General features: G+C 74.3%; 13 protein-coding genes. 3 read left to right on the top strand and 10 right to left on the bottom strand.

The genetic code is table 11. The features are described 5' to 3' along the window. The 6 genes from ACME2J_RS19875 to ACME2J_RS19850 form a co-directional block, all read right to left on the bottom strand. A partial coding sequence (locus ACME2J_RS19875) for an HD domain-containing protein (protein WP_495546684.1) occupies nt 1-1,064 on the bottom strand: 1,064 nt, incomplete at its 3' end. Then, nucleotides 1,031-3,475, bottom strand: coding sequence for a single-stranded-DNA-specific exonuclease RecJ (gene recJ / locus ACME2J_RS19870; RefSeq protein ID WP_495546683.1), 2,445 nt, complete (start codon nt 3,473-3,475; stop codon nt 1,031-1,033). The genes ACME2J_RS19875 and recJ, both read right to left, overlap by 34 nt. Nucleotides 3,476-3,579: 104 nt before the next feature. Next, complete coding sequence (locus tag ACME2J_RS19865; RefSeq protein WP_495546682.1) at nt 3,580-5,226, bottom strand: hypothetical protein; 1,647 nt, start codon at nt 5,224-5,226, stop codon at nt 3,580-3,582. Nucleotides 5,227-5,267: 41 nt separating this feature from the next. Then, nucleotides 5,268-5,576, bottom strand: coding sequence for a hypothetical protein (locus ACME2J_RS19860; RefSeq protein WP_495546681.1), 309 nt, complete (start codon nt 5,574-5,576; stop codon nt 5,268-5,270). 11 nt (nt 5,577-5,587) lie between these two features. Further along, a complete protein-coding gene (gene secD, locus ACME2J_RS19855) occupies nt 5,588-8,473 on the bottom strand; it encodes a protein translocase subunit SecD (protein ID WP_495546680.1) in 2,886 nt (961 codons plus the stop codon). Nucleotides 8,474-8,514: 41 nt separating this feature from the next. After that, the gene (locus ACME2J_RS19850; RefSeq protein WP_495546679.1) at nt 8,515-8,964 is read right to left on the bottom strand and encodes a PAS domain-containing protein; all 450 of its coding nucleotides are present in this window, start codon (nt 8,962-8,964) and stop codon (nt 8,515-8,517) included. A 129-nt stretch (nt 8,965-9,093) separates the two neighbouring features. Here ACME2J_RS19850 and ACME2J_RS19845 point away from each other — a divergent pair, with 129 nt between their 5' ends. After that, the gene (locus tag ACME2J_RS19845) at nt 9,094-10,005 is read left to right on the top strand and encodes a hypothetical protein (protein ID WP_495546678.1); all 912 of its coding nucleotides are present in this window, start codon (nt 9,094-9,096) and stop codon (nt 10,003-10,005) included. Nucleotides 10,006-10,090: 85 nt separating this feature from the next. Here ACME2J_RS19845 and ruvB read toward each other — a convergent pair whose 3' ends face one another. The 3 genes from ruvB to ruvC are packed head-to-tail and all read right to left on the bottom strand — an operon-like array spanning nt 10,091 to nt 12,206. Beyond that, on the bottom strand, nt 10,091-11,107 hold the full coding sequence (ruvB, locus tag ACME2J_RS19840; RefSeq protein WP_495546677.1) for a Holliday junction branch migration DNA helicase RuvB: 1,017 nt from the start codon (nt 11,105-11,107) through the stop codon (nt 10,091-10,093). After that, a complete protein-coding gene (gene ruvA / locus ACME2J_RS19835) occupies nt 11,104-11,691 on the bottom strand; it encodes a Holliday junction branch migration protein RuvA (protein WP_495546676.1) in 588 nt (195 codons plus the stop codon). Before ruvA ends, ruvB begins: the two co-directional genes overlap by 4 nt. Continuing rightward, entirely contained in the window at nt 11,688-12,206 is a 519-nt protein-coding gene (gene ruvC, locus ACME2J_RS19830; protein ID WP_495546675.1) for a crossover junction endodeoxyribonuclease RuvC, read from the bottom strand. The genes ruvA and ruvC overlap by 4 nt, the downstream gene beginning before the upstream one ends. Nucleotides 12,207-12,311: 105 nt before the next feature. Here ruvC and ACME2J_RS19825 point away from each other — a divergent pair, with 105 nt between their 5' ends. Next, on the top strand, nt 12,312-13,544 hold the full coding sequence (locus tag ACME2J_RS19825) for an HD-GYP domain-containing protein (RefSeq protein WP_495546674.1): 1,233 nt from the start codon (nt 12,312-12,314) through the stop codon (nt 13,542-13,544). On the opposite strand, the gene ACME2J_RS19820 is transcribed toward ACME2J_RS19825, so the two are convergent. After that, nucleotides 13,528-14,214, bottom strand: coding sequence for a TetR/AcrR family transcriptional regulator (locus tag ACME2J_RS19820; RefSeq protein ID WP_495546673.1), 687 nt, complete (start codon nt 14,212-14,214; stop codon nt 13,528-13,530). The genes ACME2J_RS19825 and ACME2J_RS19820 overlap by 17 nt on opposite strands. 56 nt (nt 14,215-14,270) lie before the next feature. Here ACME2J_RS19820 and ACME2J_RS19815 point away from each other — a divergent pair. After that, nucleotides 14,271-15,237 (top strand): adenylate/guanylate cyclase domain-containing protein (locus ACME2J_RS19815; protein ID WP_495546672.1); only part of this gene is annotated, 967 nt, incomplete at its 3' end.

Genomic DNA, 15,237 nt, shown 5'->3' with positions numbered 1-15,237 from the left:
AGCGGCTTCCACAGCGAGTGGATGACGCCGACCGCCCCGTAGCAGTCCTTCACCGAGCCGACGATGACCCGCATGGCCGTCAGGTCGTAGATCTCGTTGAACTCGCGGCCCTTCTTCGTCATCTTCGTGTAGATGGAGTAGAAGTGCTTCGCGCGACCGGAGATCTCCGCGTCGATGCCGAGCGCCTCGAGCTCGCGCGCGAGGTACTCGCCCGCCTTGCTCACGTACTGCTCGCGCTCCTCGCGCTGCTGGTTCACCAGGCCCTTGATCTCCTGGTACTTCCGCGGGTGCAGCGTCGCGAACGCGAGGTCCTCCAGCTCCCACTTCAGGGCGTGGATGCCGAGCCGGTGCGCGATGGGCGCGTAGATCTCCAAGGTCTCCTTCGCCTTGTCGATCTGCTTCTGCTTCGGCATCGCCGCGATCGTCCGCATGTTGTGCAGGCGATCGGCGAGCTTGATGAGGATGACCCGGACGTCCGAGGCCATCGCGACCATCATCTTGCGGTAGTTCTCCGCCTGCGCCTCGTCGCGCGAGGTGAAGGTGATGCCGGTGAGCTTCGTCACCCCGTCGACGAGGGCGCGCGCCTCCTCGCCGAACCGCTCCTCGACCTCGTCGAGCGACGCGCTGGTGTCCTCGACCGTGTCGTGGAGGAGCGCGGCGATGAGCGTCTCGGTGTCGAGCCGCATCCCCGCGCAGATCTTCGCGACCCCGACGGGATGGACGATGAAGTCCTCGCCGCTCTTGCGCCGCTGGTCGGCGTGGTGCTCGCACGCGAAGCGGAACGCGTCGGTGACGCGGTCGCGGTCCACCTGCATCGCGGCGTCGTCGGCGTGCTCCTCGACGATCGCGAAGAGGTCGGAGAGCAGCCGGGCCTCGGTCTCGGTGAGCCCGTCGGGCTGGACGAGCTCCTCCCGCCGCCGCCCGTGGACGGCGTCGATCGGCTCGCGCGGGCCCGGCGGCCGGGCGGTCGCGACGGCCCTGCGGTCGCCGTTGCCCGCCGCCGCGGTCTCGGCGGGCGGCTGGGGGTTCGTCACGCCGCTGCGATCGTCCTGTCCGTCAGCCATGCGAACGCCTCCTCGCGCCGGGCGTCGCAGGCGCGCATGCACGCCGACCTGCGGAGGTCGACGTGGTCCACCGGGAGCAGCTCGGCCGTGAAGGCCGCTTCGTCGACGCGAGCGAGACCCGCCTCGCGCAGGACGCAGAGGAGCCTGCCCGCGAGCACGGGATGCCGGGGCCGCGGCCCGTCGCCGTCGAGAGCGTCGCCGAGCGTCGCACCGGTGCGCAGCGCGCGGTAGACCGCGCGCAGGGGCTCGGTGAGATCGTGGAGATGCTCGTGGACATCCACTGCGAAGCGTAGCTCAGCGTCTCCCCACAGCCGGAGGGACGTCCGGTCGGGGTCACCGGCCTCCCACCGCTCGAGCAGCGCCGGGTGCGCGGGCGGGTCGAGCAGGACGACGTGCGTGGCGGAGCCGAGGGCGTCGCACGGCCCGTCGGCCTCGAGCGCGTGGGAGGAGACGAGCGCGACACCCGCGAGGCGTCCCGAGAGGTGCTCGCGGCGCGCGACGGCATCCGCGCAGACGACGACGACGGGCTCACCCGTCGCCACGAGGCCCGCGACGGCTCCCACGGCGCCGCCGCCGCGGCGGTCGAGGACGACGCGGCGACCGGCCCCCGGGGCGGGGCGCAGGGAGGCGTACGGGGCCGGCGCCCGCGCGGCGGCGAGGATCGCCTCGCGCCGGTCGGCGTCGGGACCGGGCCGGTCGCGGACCTCGATCGGCGCGTCGCCGACCGCGACCGCGTGACGCAGGACGAGACGCGGCTCGACCGCGCCCTGCCACTCGTTCACCTCGAGCGCGAACGTCGCGTCGATGGCGCTGTCGTGGCCGTCCGGGAGCGCGGTGCGGCCGAAGGCGACGGCACGGGCCCGGACGCCGCCGGATTCGACGGTGAACCGCAGGTGCTTCCCCTCGCCCATCGGCCGGACGTCGGTGAGGCGCGCGCCGGGCACGAGGAGGCGCGGCTCCGGGTTGCCGATGCCGAACGGAGCGAGCTGCGCCAGCTCCTCGGCGAGGTCGAGGCCGAGCTCGTGCCCGGCCAGGACCGCGTCGACGCGGGCGACCGGCACGAGATCCTCCGGGCGCAGCGCCGCATCGGCGTACGCGCAGAACGCCTCGCGCAGCGCCGGGAGGGCGTCGCGCCGCACCGTGCATCCGGCCGCGGCGCGATGCCCGCCGTGACGGAGGAGGTGCTCCGCGCAGGCGTCGAGGCCCCCGAGGAGGTCGAACGCCGGGATCGAGCGCCCGCTCCCCGTCCCCTCGTCGCCGTCGAGCGCGACGAGGACGGCAGGGCGGCCGTGGCGCTCGGCGATCCGGGAGGCGACGATGCCGATGACGCCCGGGTGCCAGTCGTCGCCCCAGAGGACGTAGGCGGGCTGCTCCCCGAGGGCCGCCACCTGCCGCTCGGCCTCGAAGAGGATCCGCGTCTCCGTGTGCCGGCGGTCGGCGTTGAGGCGGTCGAGCTCCTCGGCGACGGCCGCGGCGCGGTCCGCGTCCCCGGTGAGGAGGAGCTCGAGCGCGGCGTCGGCGCGGGAGACGCGGCCCGCCGCGTTGAGCCGGGGGGCGAGACGAAAGCCGATGTGGCCGGCGTCGACCTTGTCGGGGGCGACCTGCGCGATGCGCATGAGCGCGCGCAGCCCGGGCTTCCGCGTCGTGGCGAGCGCCCGGAGCCCGTCGCGCACGAACGTGCGGTTCGCGCCGTGCAGCGGGACGCAGTCGGCGACGGTGGCGAGCGCGACGAGGTCGAGGTCGTCGTCGGGCGACCATCCGCCGGAGGCGTCGCCCGCCGCCGCGTGGACCGCGGCTGCGAGCGCGTGGGCCACGGCGGTCGCGCAGAGGTCGGGGCACGGGTGGCCGCACACGACCGGGTGCACGATCGGCGCGTCGGGCAGCCGGCCGTCCGCCCGGGGCGCGTGGTGGTCGCAGACGACGACGTCGAGCCCCGCGGCTCGCGCCGCCGCGACCTCGTCGACGGCCGTGATCGCGCAGTCCACGGTGATGAGAAGGCGCGTGCCGCGCGCCGCGAGGCGCTCGACCGATGCCGCCGTGAGCCCGTAGCCGTCGGCCTCGCGGTGCGGCAGCAGGTGGTCGGCATCGGCGCCCAGCGCCCGCAGCGCGCGCAGGACGATCGCCGTCGAGCACACGCCGTCGACGTCGTAGTCCCCGTGGACGGTGATCCGCGTGCCCGCCTGCACGTGCCGGAGGACGAGCGCGACGGCGTCGTCGATCCGCGCGAACGCGGTCGGGGCGTGGCGCTCTTCGGCCGACAGCCAGGCCCGCGCGACGTCGGGATCGGCGAGCCCGCGCCGGACGAGCACCTGGGCGACCGCCGGGGAGACGCCGAGCGCGGCCTCGAGCGCGCGCGTCTGCGCGCTCGGGCACGGCGGGATCTCGAGGCGGGCGTCGGGCGGTGCGGCCATGTCCCGTCCGACGGTAGGAGGCGAAGAGGACGGAAGGGGCCGTCGAGCCCGCAATCTCCGGCCTTTCGTCACGAAGCCGGTCGCCGGCCCCGCGTCGCGCTCGGCTACCTCAGCGGGCTGGGGCGGTGGATCTGCGCGACGTCGGGCCCCGCGACCCAGGGGCCATCGGCGCGGAGGCGGTACCGGACCCGGACCCGCGCCCGGCGATCGACGGTCCGCGCGGGGACGACGCGGTCGAACGTCCCGTCGGACGCCGTCCGGAACCGGGCGCGGCGCTCGGCCCCGGGCGTCGGAGCGGAGCGCAGCGTGCGCCACCGACCGTCGCCGCGCCGGACCTGCAGCTCCGCCACGCGCCGCCCGCTCCCTGGGCGAACGCGCCCGAAGATGCCGCTGCGCGGCACCGTGCGGCCGCGGAGCGGGCGCACGAAGACCCCGGCGGCGAAGGCCTCCTGCGCGGGCTTCGGCGTCCCGTCCGCGAACTGGAGCCCGGACCGCCACTCGCCGAACCCGCGGCGCGAGCTGGCTGTGAGGCGGGCCTCGCCAGGCGGGACGTCGCGGAGGAGGAACTGCGAGTGCGCGACGACCCGCGGGTCGCGCCACGCGAGGTACTCCGCCCACGGCAGGAACCGCACCTGGTGCGCGAGGCCGAAGCGCGCGTCCGGCGCCGGCGGGTTCGTCTCGTAGCCGTACTCGGTGATCCAGACCTCGCGGTTCCCGTCGGCGAGCCGGCCGCGGTCGGCGAGCCGGTCGAGGAGCCGCGTCAGGCGCGGGAGCGCGCCGAGCGGGACGTCGTCGGGCTGGTTCTTCGACGGCCGCGCGTCGGGCGGGGTGTGCAGCGAGTACGGGTGCATCGTGAAGCCGTCCCCCGGGACCTCGCGGAAGTCGGCGCAGTCAGCGTCGCGGCGGGGACGCAGCCGATCGTCGACGCACGCGAGCCCGCGGACGAACTCGAGCGGCGCGACCCCCTTCCCGCCGGCGTCCTTGCTCGCGAGGCCGCCGATGAGGACCTTCGCCTCGGGCTGGACCGCCTTCACGGCGGCGTCGGCCGCGGCGACCATCCGGCGGTACGTCGCGGGGCTCGCCGGCTCGCCGTCGGCCAGCTGGGGCAGGAGGAAGGCCGGGTGGTTCGGCTCGTTCCACACGCCGAAGAGCGACACCCGCGGGAGCGGCTCCCCCGCCGGCGCGGGCGGCCCGGGCTCGGGCGGAGCGGTCCCGAAGAGGTCGTCGAAGAAGGTCGCGTCCGCCGAGGGCTCGGGCGGAGGCTCGGTGACCGGCGGGACCGCGAAGCTCCCCGAATAGCGCCGCGCGACCGCGGAGGCGAACCGTCCGTAGGCCGCGACATCGAGGTTCGTCCTCGCCCGCGGGCCGGGTTCGTCGTCGGCCGCCCAGTGCGGCGCCCAGAACCCGATGTCGAGCATGACCTCGAGGCCCCGGTCGTCGGCGAGCCGCAGGAGGCGGTCCAGCGGCGCCCACCGCGCCTGCTCGTAGGCGGCGGGACCGGCGTCGTCGAACCCGGCGGGCGCGGACCCCGCATCGGCGTCGCGCGTGAGTGACGACCAGCTCGCCGTGACCCTCACGGTGTCCACGCCGAGCGCCACGAGCTGGTCGAGCACGGCGGCGACCTCCGGGCCCGAGCGGTGCAGGAGAAGCGCGTCGTCCTGGACGACCGTGCGCAGGGGGCCGCGGGCATCGGCGGGCGCGGGCGCGACGCATGCCGCCAGCGCGCCGACGGCGGCGAGCGCGCCGGCCACGCGCCGAACCCATGCCCCCCCTCCCCCGCACGGCCCTGCTCCTATCCGGTGGGCGAGGCGCTCCGCACGGAGGCCTCCGCGGCCTCCTCCTGCGCGATCGCGTCGCGGTAGCCGATCGCGTAGATGACGGCGAGCCCGATGATCGCGCCGGGGATGCCCTCGAGCGCCGTGACGATGTCCGTCTCGTCGCGGCCGGGGATCGAGAACCCGTGGATGACGAGGCCGACGAGGATCGAGCCGACGAACGCCCCGAGGAACGCCCCGGCGATGCCGCCCCAGAAGCGGTCCGGCACGAAGATCGTGAAGTGCCAGACCGCGAGCCCCATCGTCACCCAGACCAGTACGCCCATCGTCCGTCCTCCTACCGCGGCCGGCCGTGCCGGGGGTTGCGCTTGCGGTTCGACTTGCTGCGCGGCTTCTTCTTGTCGTCCTTCATGACGAGGTCCTCCGGGCGCGCGTCGGCGGCCGGATCGCGTTCCTCCGTCGCCACGGGCTCCTCCTCGACGTGGAGGTCGCGGACCATCTCGTCGAACTCCTCCTTGCTCACGCCGCGGGACGGATCGTCGGGCTGGGTCACGCGGCGCGCCCGGCGCCGCTTCCCCGCCTCGGCGCGCTCCGAGTCGGCCTCGACGGCCGCCGAGCCCACGGCGTAGGCCGGGACGAGGCCGTCGTTCTCGGCCATGATCCGCAGGCGCCGGCGACGGTAGAGCGGCTCGCGCTCCTTCCACTCGGTGAGCACCGGCGAGGCGATGAAGATCGACGAGTACGTGCCCGAGATGACGCCCACGAGGAGGGCGAACGCGAAGTCCTGCAGCGTCTCGCCACCGAAGAGGAACAGCGCGAGCACCGGGAGGCCGGTCGAGACCGAGGTCGCGATCGACCGCGTGATGACCTCGCTCATGGAGCGGTTGACGATCTGCGAGAAGGCGGCTCGCGGCATCCGCGGGATGTTCTCCCGCACGCGGTCGAAGACGATGATCGTGTCGTAGAGCGAGTACCCGAGCAGGGTGAGGAGCGCCGCGACCGTCGACGTCGTCACCTCCCGGTCGGTGAGGGAGTAGATGCCCGCGACGATGAGGATGTCGTGCGCGAGCGCGATGAGGACCGGGACGGCGTACTTCCACTCGAAGCGCAGCGCGATGTAGGCGCTGATGACGAGCAGCGAGGCGATGACCGCGATGATGGCCGCCTCGGCGATGCTCTCGCCGAAGGTCGGGCCGATCGACTCGGTGTCGGGCGGCAGGGCGAGGCCGAAGGCGTCGTCGAGCTGCTCGGTGATCGTCGTCACCTGGGCGGGCTCGAGCTCCTCGGTCTGGATGAGGAACGCGTTGTCGCCGAGCTCCTCGTCCGTGACCTCCTGGATCTGCGCGTTGCTGCCGACCCCTCCGAGCGCGTCGCGCACGTCGCCGTCGTCGACGCCCTGCTCGAGCGCGACGGTGATCCTCGTGCCCGACTCGAAGTCGATCCCGAAGTCGAGGCCCTTCCCGCCGAGCGCCAGCGCGCCGATGATGAGGATCATGCCCGAGGCGGAGAAGAACCACTTCGCCAGGCCCGCGTAGTCGTAGCGGAAGCGCGGCTTCGCCTGGGGCGCCGCCCCGAGAGCGCTCGGCTTCTGCAGGAGCTTCGTCCGGCTGAGCGTGCCGAGGATCGCCTGCGTGAGGAGGACGGCGGTGAAGAGCGAGACGAGCGTGCCGATGCCGAGGACGAGCGCGAATCCCTTGACGCCGGCGGTCGCGAGCACGAAGAGGATGAACGCGACCATGAACACGACGACGTTCGCGTCGATGATCGCCGTGATGCCCTTCTTGTAGCCCGCGGCGATCGCCGCGATGATCGATCTGCCGGCTCTCACCTCTTCCTTGACGCGCTCGAAGATGACGATGTTCGCGTCTGCCGCGACGCCGAGCGTGAGGACGAGACCCGCGATGCCCGGGAGCGTCAGCGTCACCGGGATGAGCTTGATGAGCGCGAAGAAGTAGACCGCGTAGACGATGAGAGCCGCGGCGGCGATGACGCCGAGGACGCGGTAGAACGCGAGCAGGAAGAGGACGACGACGATGAAGCCCGCGATGCCGGCGATGAGGCCCTCGTCGAGCGCCTGCTCGCCGAGCGTCGCCGAGACCTGCGACTGCGAGATGAGCTCGAGCTCGATCGGGAGCGCGCCGGTGCGCAGGAGGTTCGCGAGCCGCTGGGCGCTGTCGATCGTGAAGCCGCCCGAGATCTCGGAGCCCGTGCGCGCGTCGATGCCGTCGGGGTTGCGGTTGAAGTCGATGAACGGCGTCGAGATGATCTCGCCGTCGAGGACGATCGCGAAGTGCTGCGCGGCGCTGAGCGGGCTCGATCCCGGGATGAAGAGGGACTGGCCGCGCTCGGCGATCTCGCGCGTGACCTCCTGCCAGATCTCCCGGCCCTCGTCGGAGAACTCGAAGGTGACGTTCGGCTGGCCGGTCCCGCCCGGTCCCGAGTCGAAGTTCTGCTCGGGGTTCTTGATGTCCGTCCCGCGGAGGGCGAAGTCGTCGTTGAGGACGTAGTAGCAGTCGCGCTCGGTCTCGTTGTCCTCCGCGCCGTCGGGCTGCTCGGCCTGGAGGACGATCGTGCCCTCGTTGACCGTGACGACCCGCTCGTCCTCGAGCGGCTCCTCCGACGTGCGGTCGAGGCCGACGAAGAGGTCCTCGCGCTCCGCCTCCGGGCCGGAGACGATCGTGCGCGACTCGTCGTTGACGAGGTAGTACCGGGGGCCGCCCGTCGCCGTCTGCTGGTTCGGCATCGGCGCGCGGCGCCGCGCCCGGGCGACGGCGTCGTACTGCGGGAGGCAGCCCGTCTGGCCGGCGGCCTGTCCGCCGTGGATCGACGCGTCCGAGGGGTCGGGCTCGAGATCCGGCCCGAGGACGTTCGCCTCCCAGTCGTAGAAGAAGAGCTGGGCGGTCGTGCCGACCTGTCTCTGCGCCTCCTCCGCGTTGTCGACGTCGGGGAGCGAGACGATGATCTGGTCCTCGCCCTGGCGCTGGATCTCCGGCTCGGCGACGCCGAGCTCGTCGACGCGCTCGCGCATGATGTCGATCGAGCGCTCGACCGCGTCGTTGTTGACGTCGCTGAACTTCGTGGGCTTCGCCTGGTAGACGAGCTCGACGCCGCCCTTGAGGTCGAGGCCGAGCTTCGTGTCCTTGACGGCGATCACGCCGACCGACGCGGCGATGAGCCCCGCGACGAGCAGCAGGATGAAGGCGTTGCGACGTCGGTCGGACATGGGGAAGGGCATCCCGCGCGGAAGGGCGGGACGGAGGGACCTTACTTGTCGGGGGTGAGGACGAGCAGCAGGCCGCCGTCGTCGTCGTAGGCGGGGAACAGGTCGGCCGTCGCCGACGCGGGGAGATCGCCCTCGGCGTTGACGCGGACGGACTTGCCGAGCTGACGCACGCCCCACTCGAGGACGGTCGCGACGTGATCGGCGCCCTCGTCGAACTCGAGACCGAGGACCTCGCTCACCGGGCGGCCGATGACGCGCTCGTCGTCCAGGCCGGTGAGCTCGAAGCTTCCCCGGCCGCACGCGATGACCTTGCCCTGCTGATCGCAGGCGAAGAACGCGGCGTTCGGTGCCGGGTAGTAGTCGTCGAGCAGCTCGAAGAGGAACCCGAAGCCGCACTTCGCGCAGCCCTTGGGCGTCGTGCGGAAGCCGGCGGTCCGGTCGGTCTCGGCGCTGCGGGCTCCGCAGTTGGGGCAGATGAAGAGGTGAGCCATCGGTTGACCTCAACAGCGTACGCGAGGGCGGGGATGGGCCGTCGCACGCCTCCGTGCCGGGGGCGCACGGCGGAGCGTGCAGGCGACGTCTCAAGACGCGGGCGCGCGAGGCCGATGACAGGGGCAGCGATGGTTCCCCCGCCTGATGTCCCCGTCTCCCTGCGCGACGCCGAGATCGCCCAGGAGATCGCGCGCGCCGCGGCCCGTGGCCGCGCGGCCGACCGCCGGCCCACCCTCGAGCAGCTCCTCGCCGCGTTCGGCGAGAGCGCTCCGACCCCGCAGGCGCGTCGCCGCGTCGCCGCCGCGCTCGCCCTCGCGGGCGTCCGCACCGCTCCCCCGCTCGACGACGCCGCACCGGGCCAGCGTCTGACGCTCGGCGGCGAGCGCAAGGGCAGGGGCACGACGACCAAGCGCGCGCTCGCCGGCGCCGGCGCGCTCGCCCTCCTCCTCGGCGGCGCGGGCCTCGCCGCCGGGCTCGGTGCCGGAGGGGACGGAGGCGAGCGCCTCAGCGCCCTTCCCGCCGGGACGACGACCGCGGTGACCGCAGCGACGCCGGCGGAGACCGTCCCCGGCGACGAGGCGACCGCGACCACGACGACGGGACCGGCCGGGGACGCGGACGCCGCCGGCGGGAAGGCGACCTCCCCCGCCTCCTCCGACGAGACGCCGTCCGCGCCGCCGGAGGACGACACCTCCGCGGAGAAGCCCGCGGAGAAGACGACCTCCGCGTCGACGTCGAAGAAGACGACCAGCGAGAAGCCGAAGAAGAAGAAGACGCCGACCCGCGTGACCGTCCGGCTGCGGCCCGCGGCGCCGACCTTCCTCTGCGCCGACGACGGCAACGGCAAGATCCTCTTCAACGGGACGCTCAGCGGTCCCCGCGTGTTCAAGGGGAAGCGCGTCCGCCTCAACGTCGGCCTCGGCAGCACGAAGGTGATCGTCAACGGCAAGGACGTGCCCCTCAACGGCTCCCCCGCGGGGCTCGACATCACCCGCAAGCGGCAGATCCCCCTGGCCCTCGGGCAGCGGCCCGCCTGCTGAGCCGGCCCGGAGCCCCGGTCCCGCGCGACGCCTCCCGACCGCGGCGCGGATCCTCCGCGCCGATCGTGCCCTCGCGTGCGGACCGTCAGAAGAGGCCGGTCTCGCGCGGCTCGAGCCCGAGATGGCGGTAGGCCCGCGGTGTCGCGACGCGTCCGCGCGGCGTCCGCATGAGGAAGCCGCACTGCAGGAGGTAGGGCTCGTAGACGTCCTCGAGCGTGTCCTGCTCCTCGCCGATGGCCGCCGCGAGCGTCGAGAGGCCGACCGGGCCGCCGTCGAAGCTCTCGCAGATCGTGCGCAGGATCTCCCTGTCGAGGCGGTCGAGCCCCGTCTCGTCGACCTCGAGGAGCTCGAGCGCGGCGTCCGCGACCTCCGCCGTGACGACGCCGTCCGCACGCACCTCGGCGTAGTCGCGCACCCGCTTGAGCAGGCGGTTCGCGACGCGCGGCGTGCCCCGCGAGCGGCGCGCGACGGCGACCGCGCCGTCCTCGGCGAGATCGATCCCGAGGATGCCGGCGCTGCGGCGGACGATCGTCGCGAGCTCCCCGGGACCGTAGGGCTCGAGGCGGTGCTGGATGCCGAACCGGTCGCGCAGCGGCGTGGTGAGGAGCCCGACCCGCGTCGTCGCGCCGACGAGCGTGAACGGAGGGAGCGGCAGCGTCATCACCTTCGCGCCGGCGCCCTGGCCCACGGTGATGGGGAGCTGACGGTCCTCCATCGCCGGGTAGAACGTCTCCTCGAGCGCGCGCGGGAGCCGGTGGATCTCGTCGACGAAGAAGACGCTGCGGGGCTCGAGCGCCGTGAGGAACGCCGCGACGTCGCCCTTGCGCTCGAGCGCGGGCGCCGCCGTCATCACGAACGGGACGTCGAGCTCGGCGGCGAGGATCTGCGCGAGCGACGTCTTGCCGAGCCCGGGCGGGCCCGCCAGGAGGACGTGGTCGAGCGCGTCCCCGCGCGCCGCGCACGCCTCGACGCTGACGGTGAGCTGGTCGCAGAGACCGTCCTGGCCGACGAAGTCCGTGAGCGTGCGGGGACGGAGCGACGTCTCCTCGACGTCCTCGTCCGGCAGCCAGCCGGGGGTCTGGATCCGCACCGGCTCGGTCACCGGCGGGCCCCGCGCAGCGCCTGGGCGAGCAGCTCCTCCGGCGTGTCCCCGGTCGCCTCGGCGAGCAGGGACTCCGCCTCCGCCGGGGGATAGCCGAGCTCGACGAGCCCGTCCCGCGCGAGGAGCCTCGGGTCGTCCCCGCGGTGCGCGACGACCTCCCCGCCCTCCTCGACGACCGGCACGCCGACCTTCTCGCGCAGCTCGACGATGATCCGCTCCGCCGTGCGCTTCCCGATCCCGGGGACCGCCTGGAAGCGGGCGTGGTCGCCGGCCGCGATCGCGCGGACGAGGTCACGCGGAGGGCCGCCGCCGAGGACCGCGAGCGCGACCTTCGGGCCGACGGACTGCACCCCGATGAGCATGAGGAAGAGATCGCGCTCCTCCTCGGCCGCGAACCCGAAGAGAGCGAGCGCGTCGTCGCGGACGATGAGGTGCGCGTGGAGCGACACCGACTCGCCCACGGCGGGGACCGCCTTCAGCGTCTCCGCCGAGACCGCGAGCCGGTAGCCGACGCCGCTCGCCGTCTCGATGACGACGTGATCGGCGCGGCGGACCGCGACGTCGCCGGCGACGAGCGCGATCATCGCGACGCCCCCGACGCGGCGCGCCGGGCCGCCACGGCCGCGGTGAGCGGCGCGTGGTTCGCGTGGCAGATCGCGACCGCGAGAGCGTCGGCCGCGTGATCGGGACGCGGCAGCTCCGGGAGGGCGAGGAGGGCCTGGACCATCCGCTGCACCTGCTCCTTGTCGGCGCGGCCGGTGCCGCACACGGCGCCCTTCACCTGCTGCGGCGTGTAGCCGACCGTCGGGACGCCCCGCTGACCGGCGGCGAGGACGACGACCCCCCGTGCCTGCCCGACCGCGAACGCGCTGCGGGCGTTCTGGCCGAAGTAGAGCTCCTCGAGCGCGACCGCGTCCGGGTCGTGCTCGACGAGCAGCTCCTCGATGCGCCGGTGGATCCGCGTGAGCCGCCGCTCCATCGCCTCGTCCGCCGCCGTCTCGACGACGCCGCCGTCGAGTGCCGCGAGACGGCCGCTGCGCCGCTGCACGACGCCGTAGCCCGTGTTGGCGAGACCGGGATCGATTCCGAGCACCTTCACCACCGCAGGGATTCTGCGCATCGGGTCGGATGCCTCCCCGTCGAGCCCGTCCGAGCGGACGGACGGGGGTCACGGTCCGTCGTCCGGTTCGTCGTCCATGCGTCCATGCCCGTCACGAAAAGTCGGGAGGGCACCGATACGGGAGACGTGCTCGGGAAGATCAGCCAAGCCGCCGCCCTGCAGGGCGAGCTCGACGCCTCGCGCGCCCGCATCGCCGAGCTCGAGGCTGCTGCCCGCGACGCCGCGCGCCGCGACCCGGTCACCGGAACCCTCACCCTCCGCTCCTTCCGCGAGCAGGCCGCGCGCGAGATCCAGCGGGCGCGGCGCTCCGGCGAGACGCTCAGCGCCCTCGTCGTCGACCTCGACGGCTTCCGCGAGCTCAACGCGCGCCACGGCTCCGCCGTCGGCGACGCGGCGCTCCGCGGCGTCGCCGAGCGACTCGGGGCGCTGGTGCGGTCCTCCGACCTCATCGGCCGCAGCGGCGCCGACGAGCTCGCCGTGCTCCTCCCCGGCACGGACCTCGACGGCGCCCGCGCGTGCGGCGCCCGGCTCGCCGAGCTCCTCGACGCCGGCGACGTCGTCGGCGCGGGACGCATCACGGTCTCCGCCGGCGTCGCGTCACACGTCCGCGGCGAGTCCGCCGAGCAGCTCCTCGCCCGCGCCGGAGCCGGCGTCGACCGCGCCCGTGCCGCCGGCCGCGCCCGGGTGGCCTCGGCCGACGGCGCAGGCGACCCCCGCGAGGTCGCGCGGCGCGACGCGCAGGCCGATGTCGTCAGGGGCCTCGCCGTCGCGCTCCTCGAGCGCGACCGCTACACCGGCGAGCACTCGGCCTCCGTCGTGGATCTCAGCCGCGAGGTCGCGACCGACCTCGGGCTCCCCGGCGAGGAGATCGAGGTCATCGGCGCCGGCGCCCTCCTGCACGACATCGGCAAGGTCGCGATCCCCGACGAGATCCTCCGCAAGCCGGGACCGCTCGACGCCGGCGAGTGGGCGCTCATGCGCGAGCACCCCGCGATCGGCGAGCGGATCCTCCGCGCGATCCCCGGCATGGGAGCGGTCGCGCGGATCGTCCGCCACGAGCACGAGCGCTTCGACGGCTTCGGGTACCCGGACCGCCTGGAGGCGTCGGCCATCCCGATCGGCAGCCGCATCGTCCTCGCCTGCGACGCCTACCACGCGATGATCTCCGAGCGTCCCTACCGGGCCGCGCGACCCCACGGCGAAGCGATCCGCGAGCTCGCGCGCTGCGCCGGGACGCAGTTCGACCCGCGGGTCACCGAGGCGCTCATCGGGCGCCTCCATCACCGCGCGCAGAGCGGTCTCATCCCGGAGGGGTGACCTCGGGCAGCGGCGCCGCCGGGATGCCGGTGGCGCCGGCGAGGGGCGCCGCCGCGGCGTCGCGGATGCGCTCGAGCCCGGTCCAGGCGAACTCCATCGCCCTCTCGACGAGCTCGCCGCGCGGGATCTCCGGATGGTCGTGCCACCAGTTCGCCAGCCCCTGGACCGCCCCGGAGAGGAGCTGCGCGTGCTGCGCGACGGCCCGCTCGTCGGCGGAGGAGCCGACGCCCGGCCGCGATGCGCGGTCCGGATCGGCGGCCATGAGCGCCGCGACGACGCCGGTCACCTGCGCCTGCACCGCGGCGGTGACGTCGGCGACCTCGGGGGCCGACGCGTCGCGGAAGAAGACCCGCCAGGCGACGCGGCGCTCCTCGACCCAGCCGAGGAAGGTGTCGATGCCGCCGCGCAGCCGGTCCTCGCCGTTCGCCCCGCTGCGCGCGTTGGCGTGCAGCCGCAGGACGAGCTCGTCGACGTGGGACTGCAGGAGCGACGCGTGCAGGTCGCGCTTCGAGGTGAAGTGCTCGTAGATGAGGGCCTTCGACACGCCCGCCGCACGCGCGACGTCGTCGAGAGAGGTCCCGTGGTAGCCGCCGACGGCGAATGCGTCCTGCGCGGCGTCGAGGATCGCCCGGCGGCGCTGGGCGGCGGTGAGTCGGCGTCGGGCGGCCACGGCGGAGCAGCCTAGAGACACGGGCGGCCGGTGGCGTCGGTACCCTCGCCGCGGCGATGAGCGACTGGACGCAGCGGGGCTTCCTCGACGGACTCTCGCCGGAGGCCGCCGCGGAGCGCTCCGCGCTGCTCGATCACCTCGCCGCGGAGGGATTCACCGATGCGGAGCTCGAGCGGGGGCACCGCGACGGGCTCCTCCCCTTCCTGCCCGCCGAGCGGATCGTGCTCGGAGGGCCGCCGACGCTCAGCGCCCGGGACGTCGCGCGCGCTGCCGGCGTCGACCTCGACGACCTCGCGGCGCTGCGCCGCGCGCAGGGCCTCCCCGTCCCCGACCCGGACTCGGTCGAGTTCACCGAGGACGAGATCGCCGGCGCGCGCACCGCCCAGCTGTTCGCGTCGCTCGGCGTGAGCGAGGAGCAGATGCTCGCCGTGCTGCGGGTCCTCGGGCGCGGGCTCGATCAGGCGTCGCAGGTGATGCGCGCGACCGTCCTCGAGCTCGCGCTCGAGCCCGGTCTCAGCGAGACAGAGCTCGCCGAGCGCTACGAGGCGCTCGTCGCGACCGTCATGCCGCACCTCGGCCCGATGATCGACCGCATGGCCCGCGCGCACCTGCGCAACATGGTGCGCAGCGAGGCGGCGGACGCCGGCGCCCGCGTCGAGGGCCGGCTCCCGGGCGAGCGCGAGGTCGCCGTCGCCTTCGCCGACCTCGTCGGCTTCACCCGCCTCGGCGAGGAGGTGCCGGCGGAGGAGGTCGGCCGCGTCGCCGAGCGTCTCGGGGTCCTCGCCGCCGAGGTCGCGACCGGTCCGGTGCGGATGGTGAAGACGATCGGCGACGCCGCGATGCTCGTGAGCGACGACGATCGCGCCCTCGTCGACCGCTGCCTCGCGCTCGTCGCGGCGATCGCCGACGAGCCCGAGGACTTCCCGCAGGTGCGGGTCGGGATCGCGCGGGGCGAGGCGACGCCGCGCGGCGGGGACTGGTTCGGCGCGCCGGTCAACCTCGCCAGCCGGGTCTGCGCCGTCG

The sequence above is a fragment of the Paraconexibacter sp. genome (genome assembly GCF_059438195.1).
Note: the sequence above shows the minus strand (reverse complement) of the source record. Positions and strands in the feature narration are given on the sequence as shown.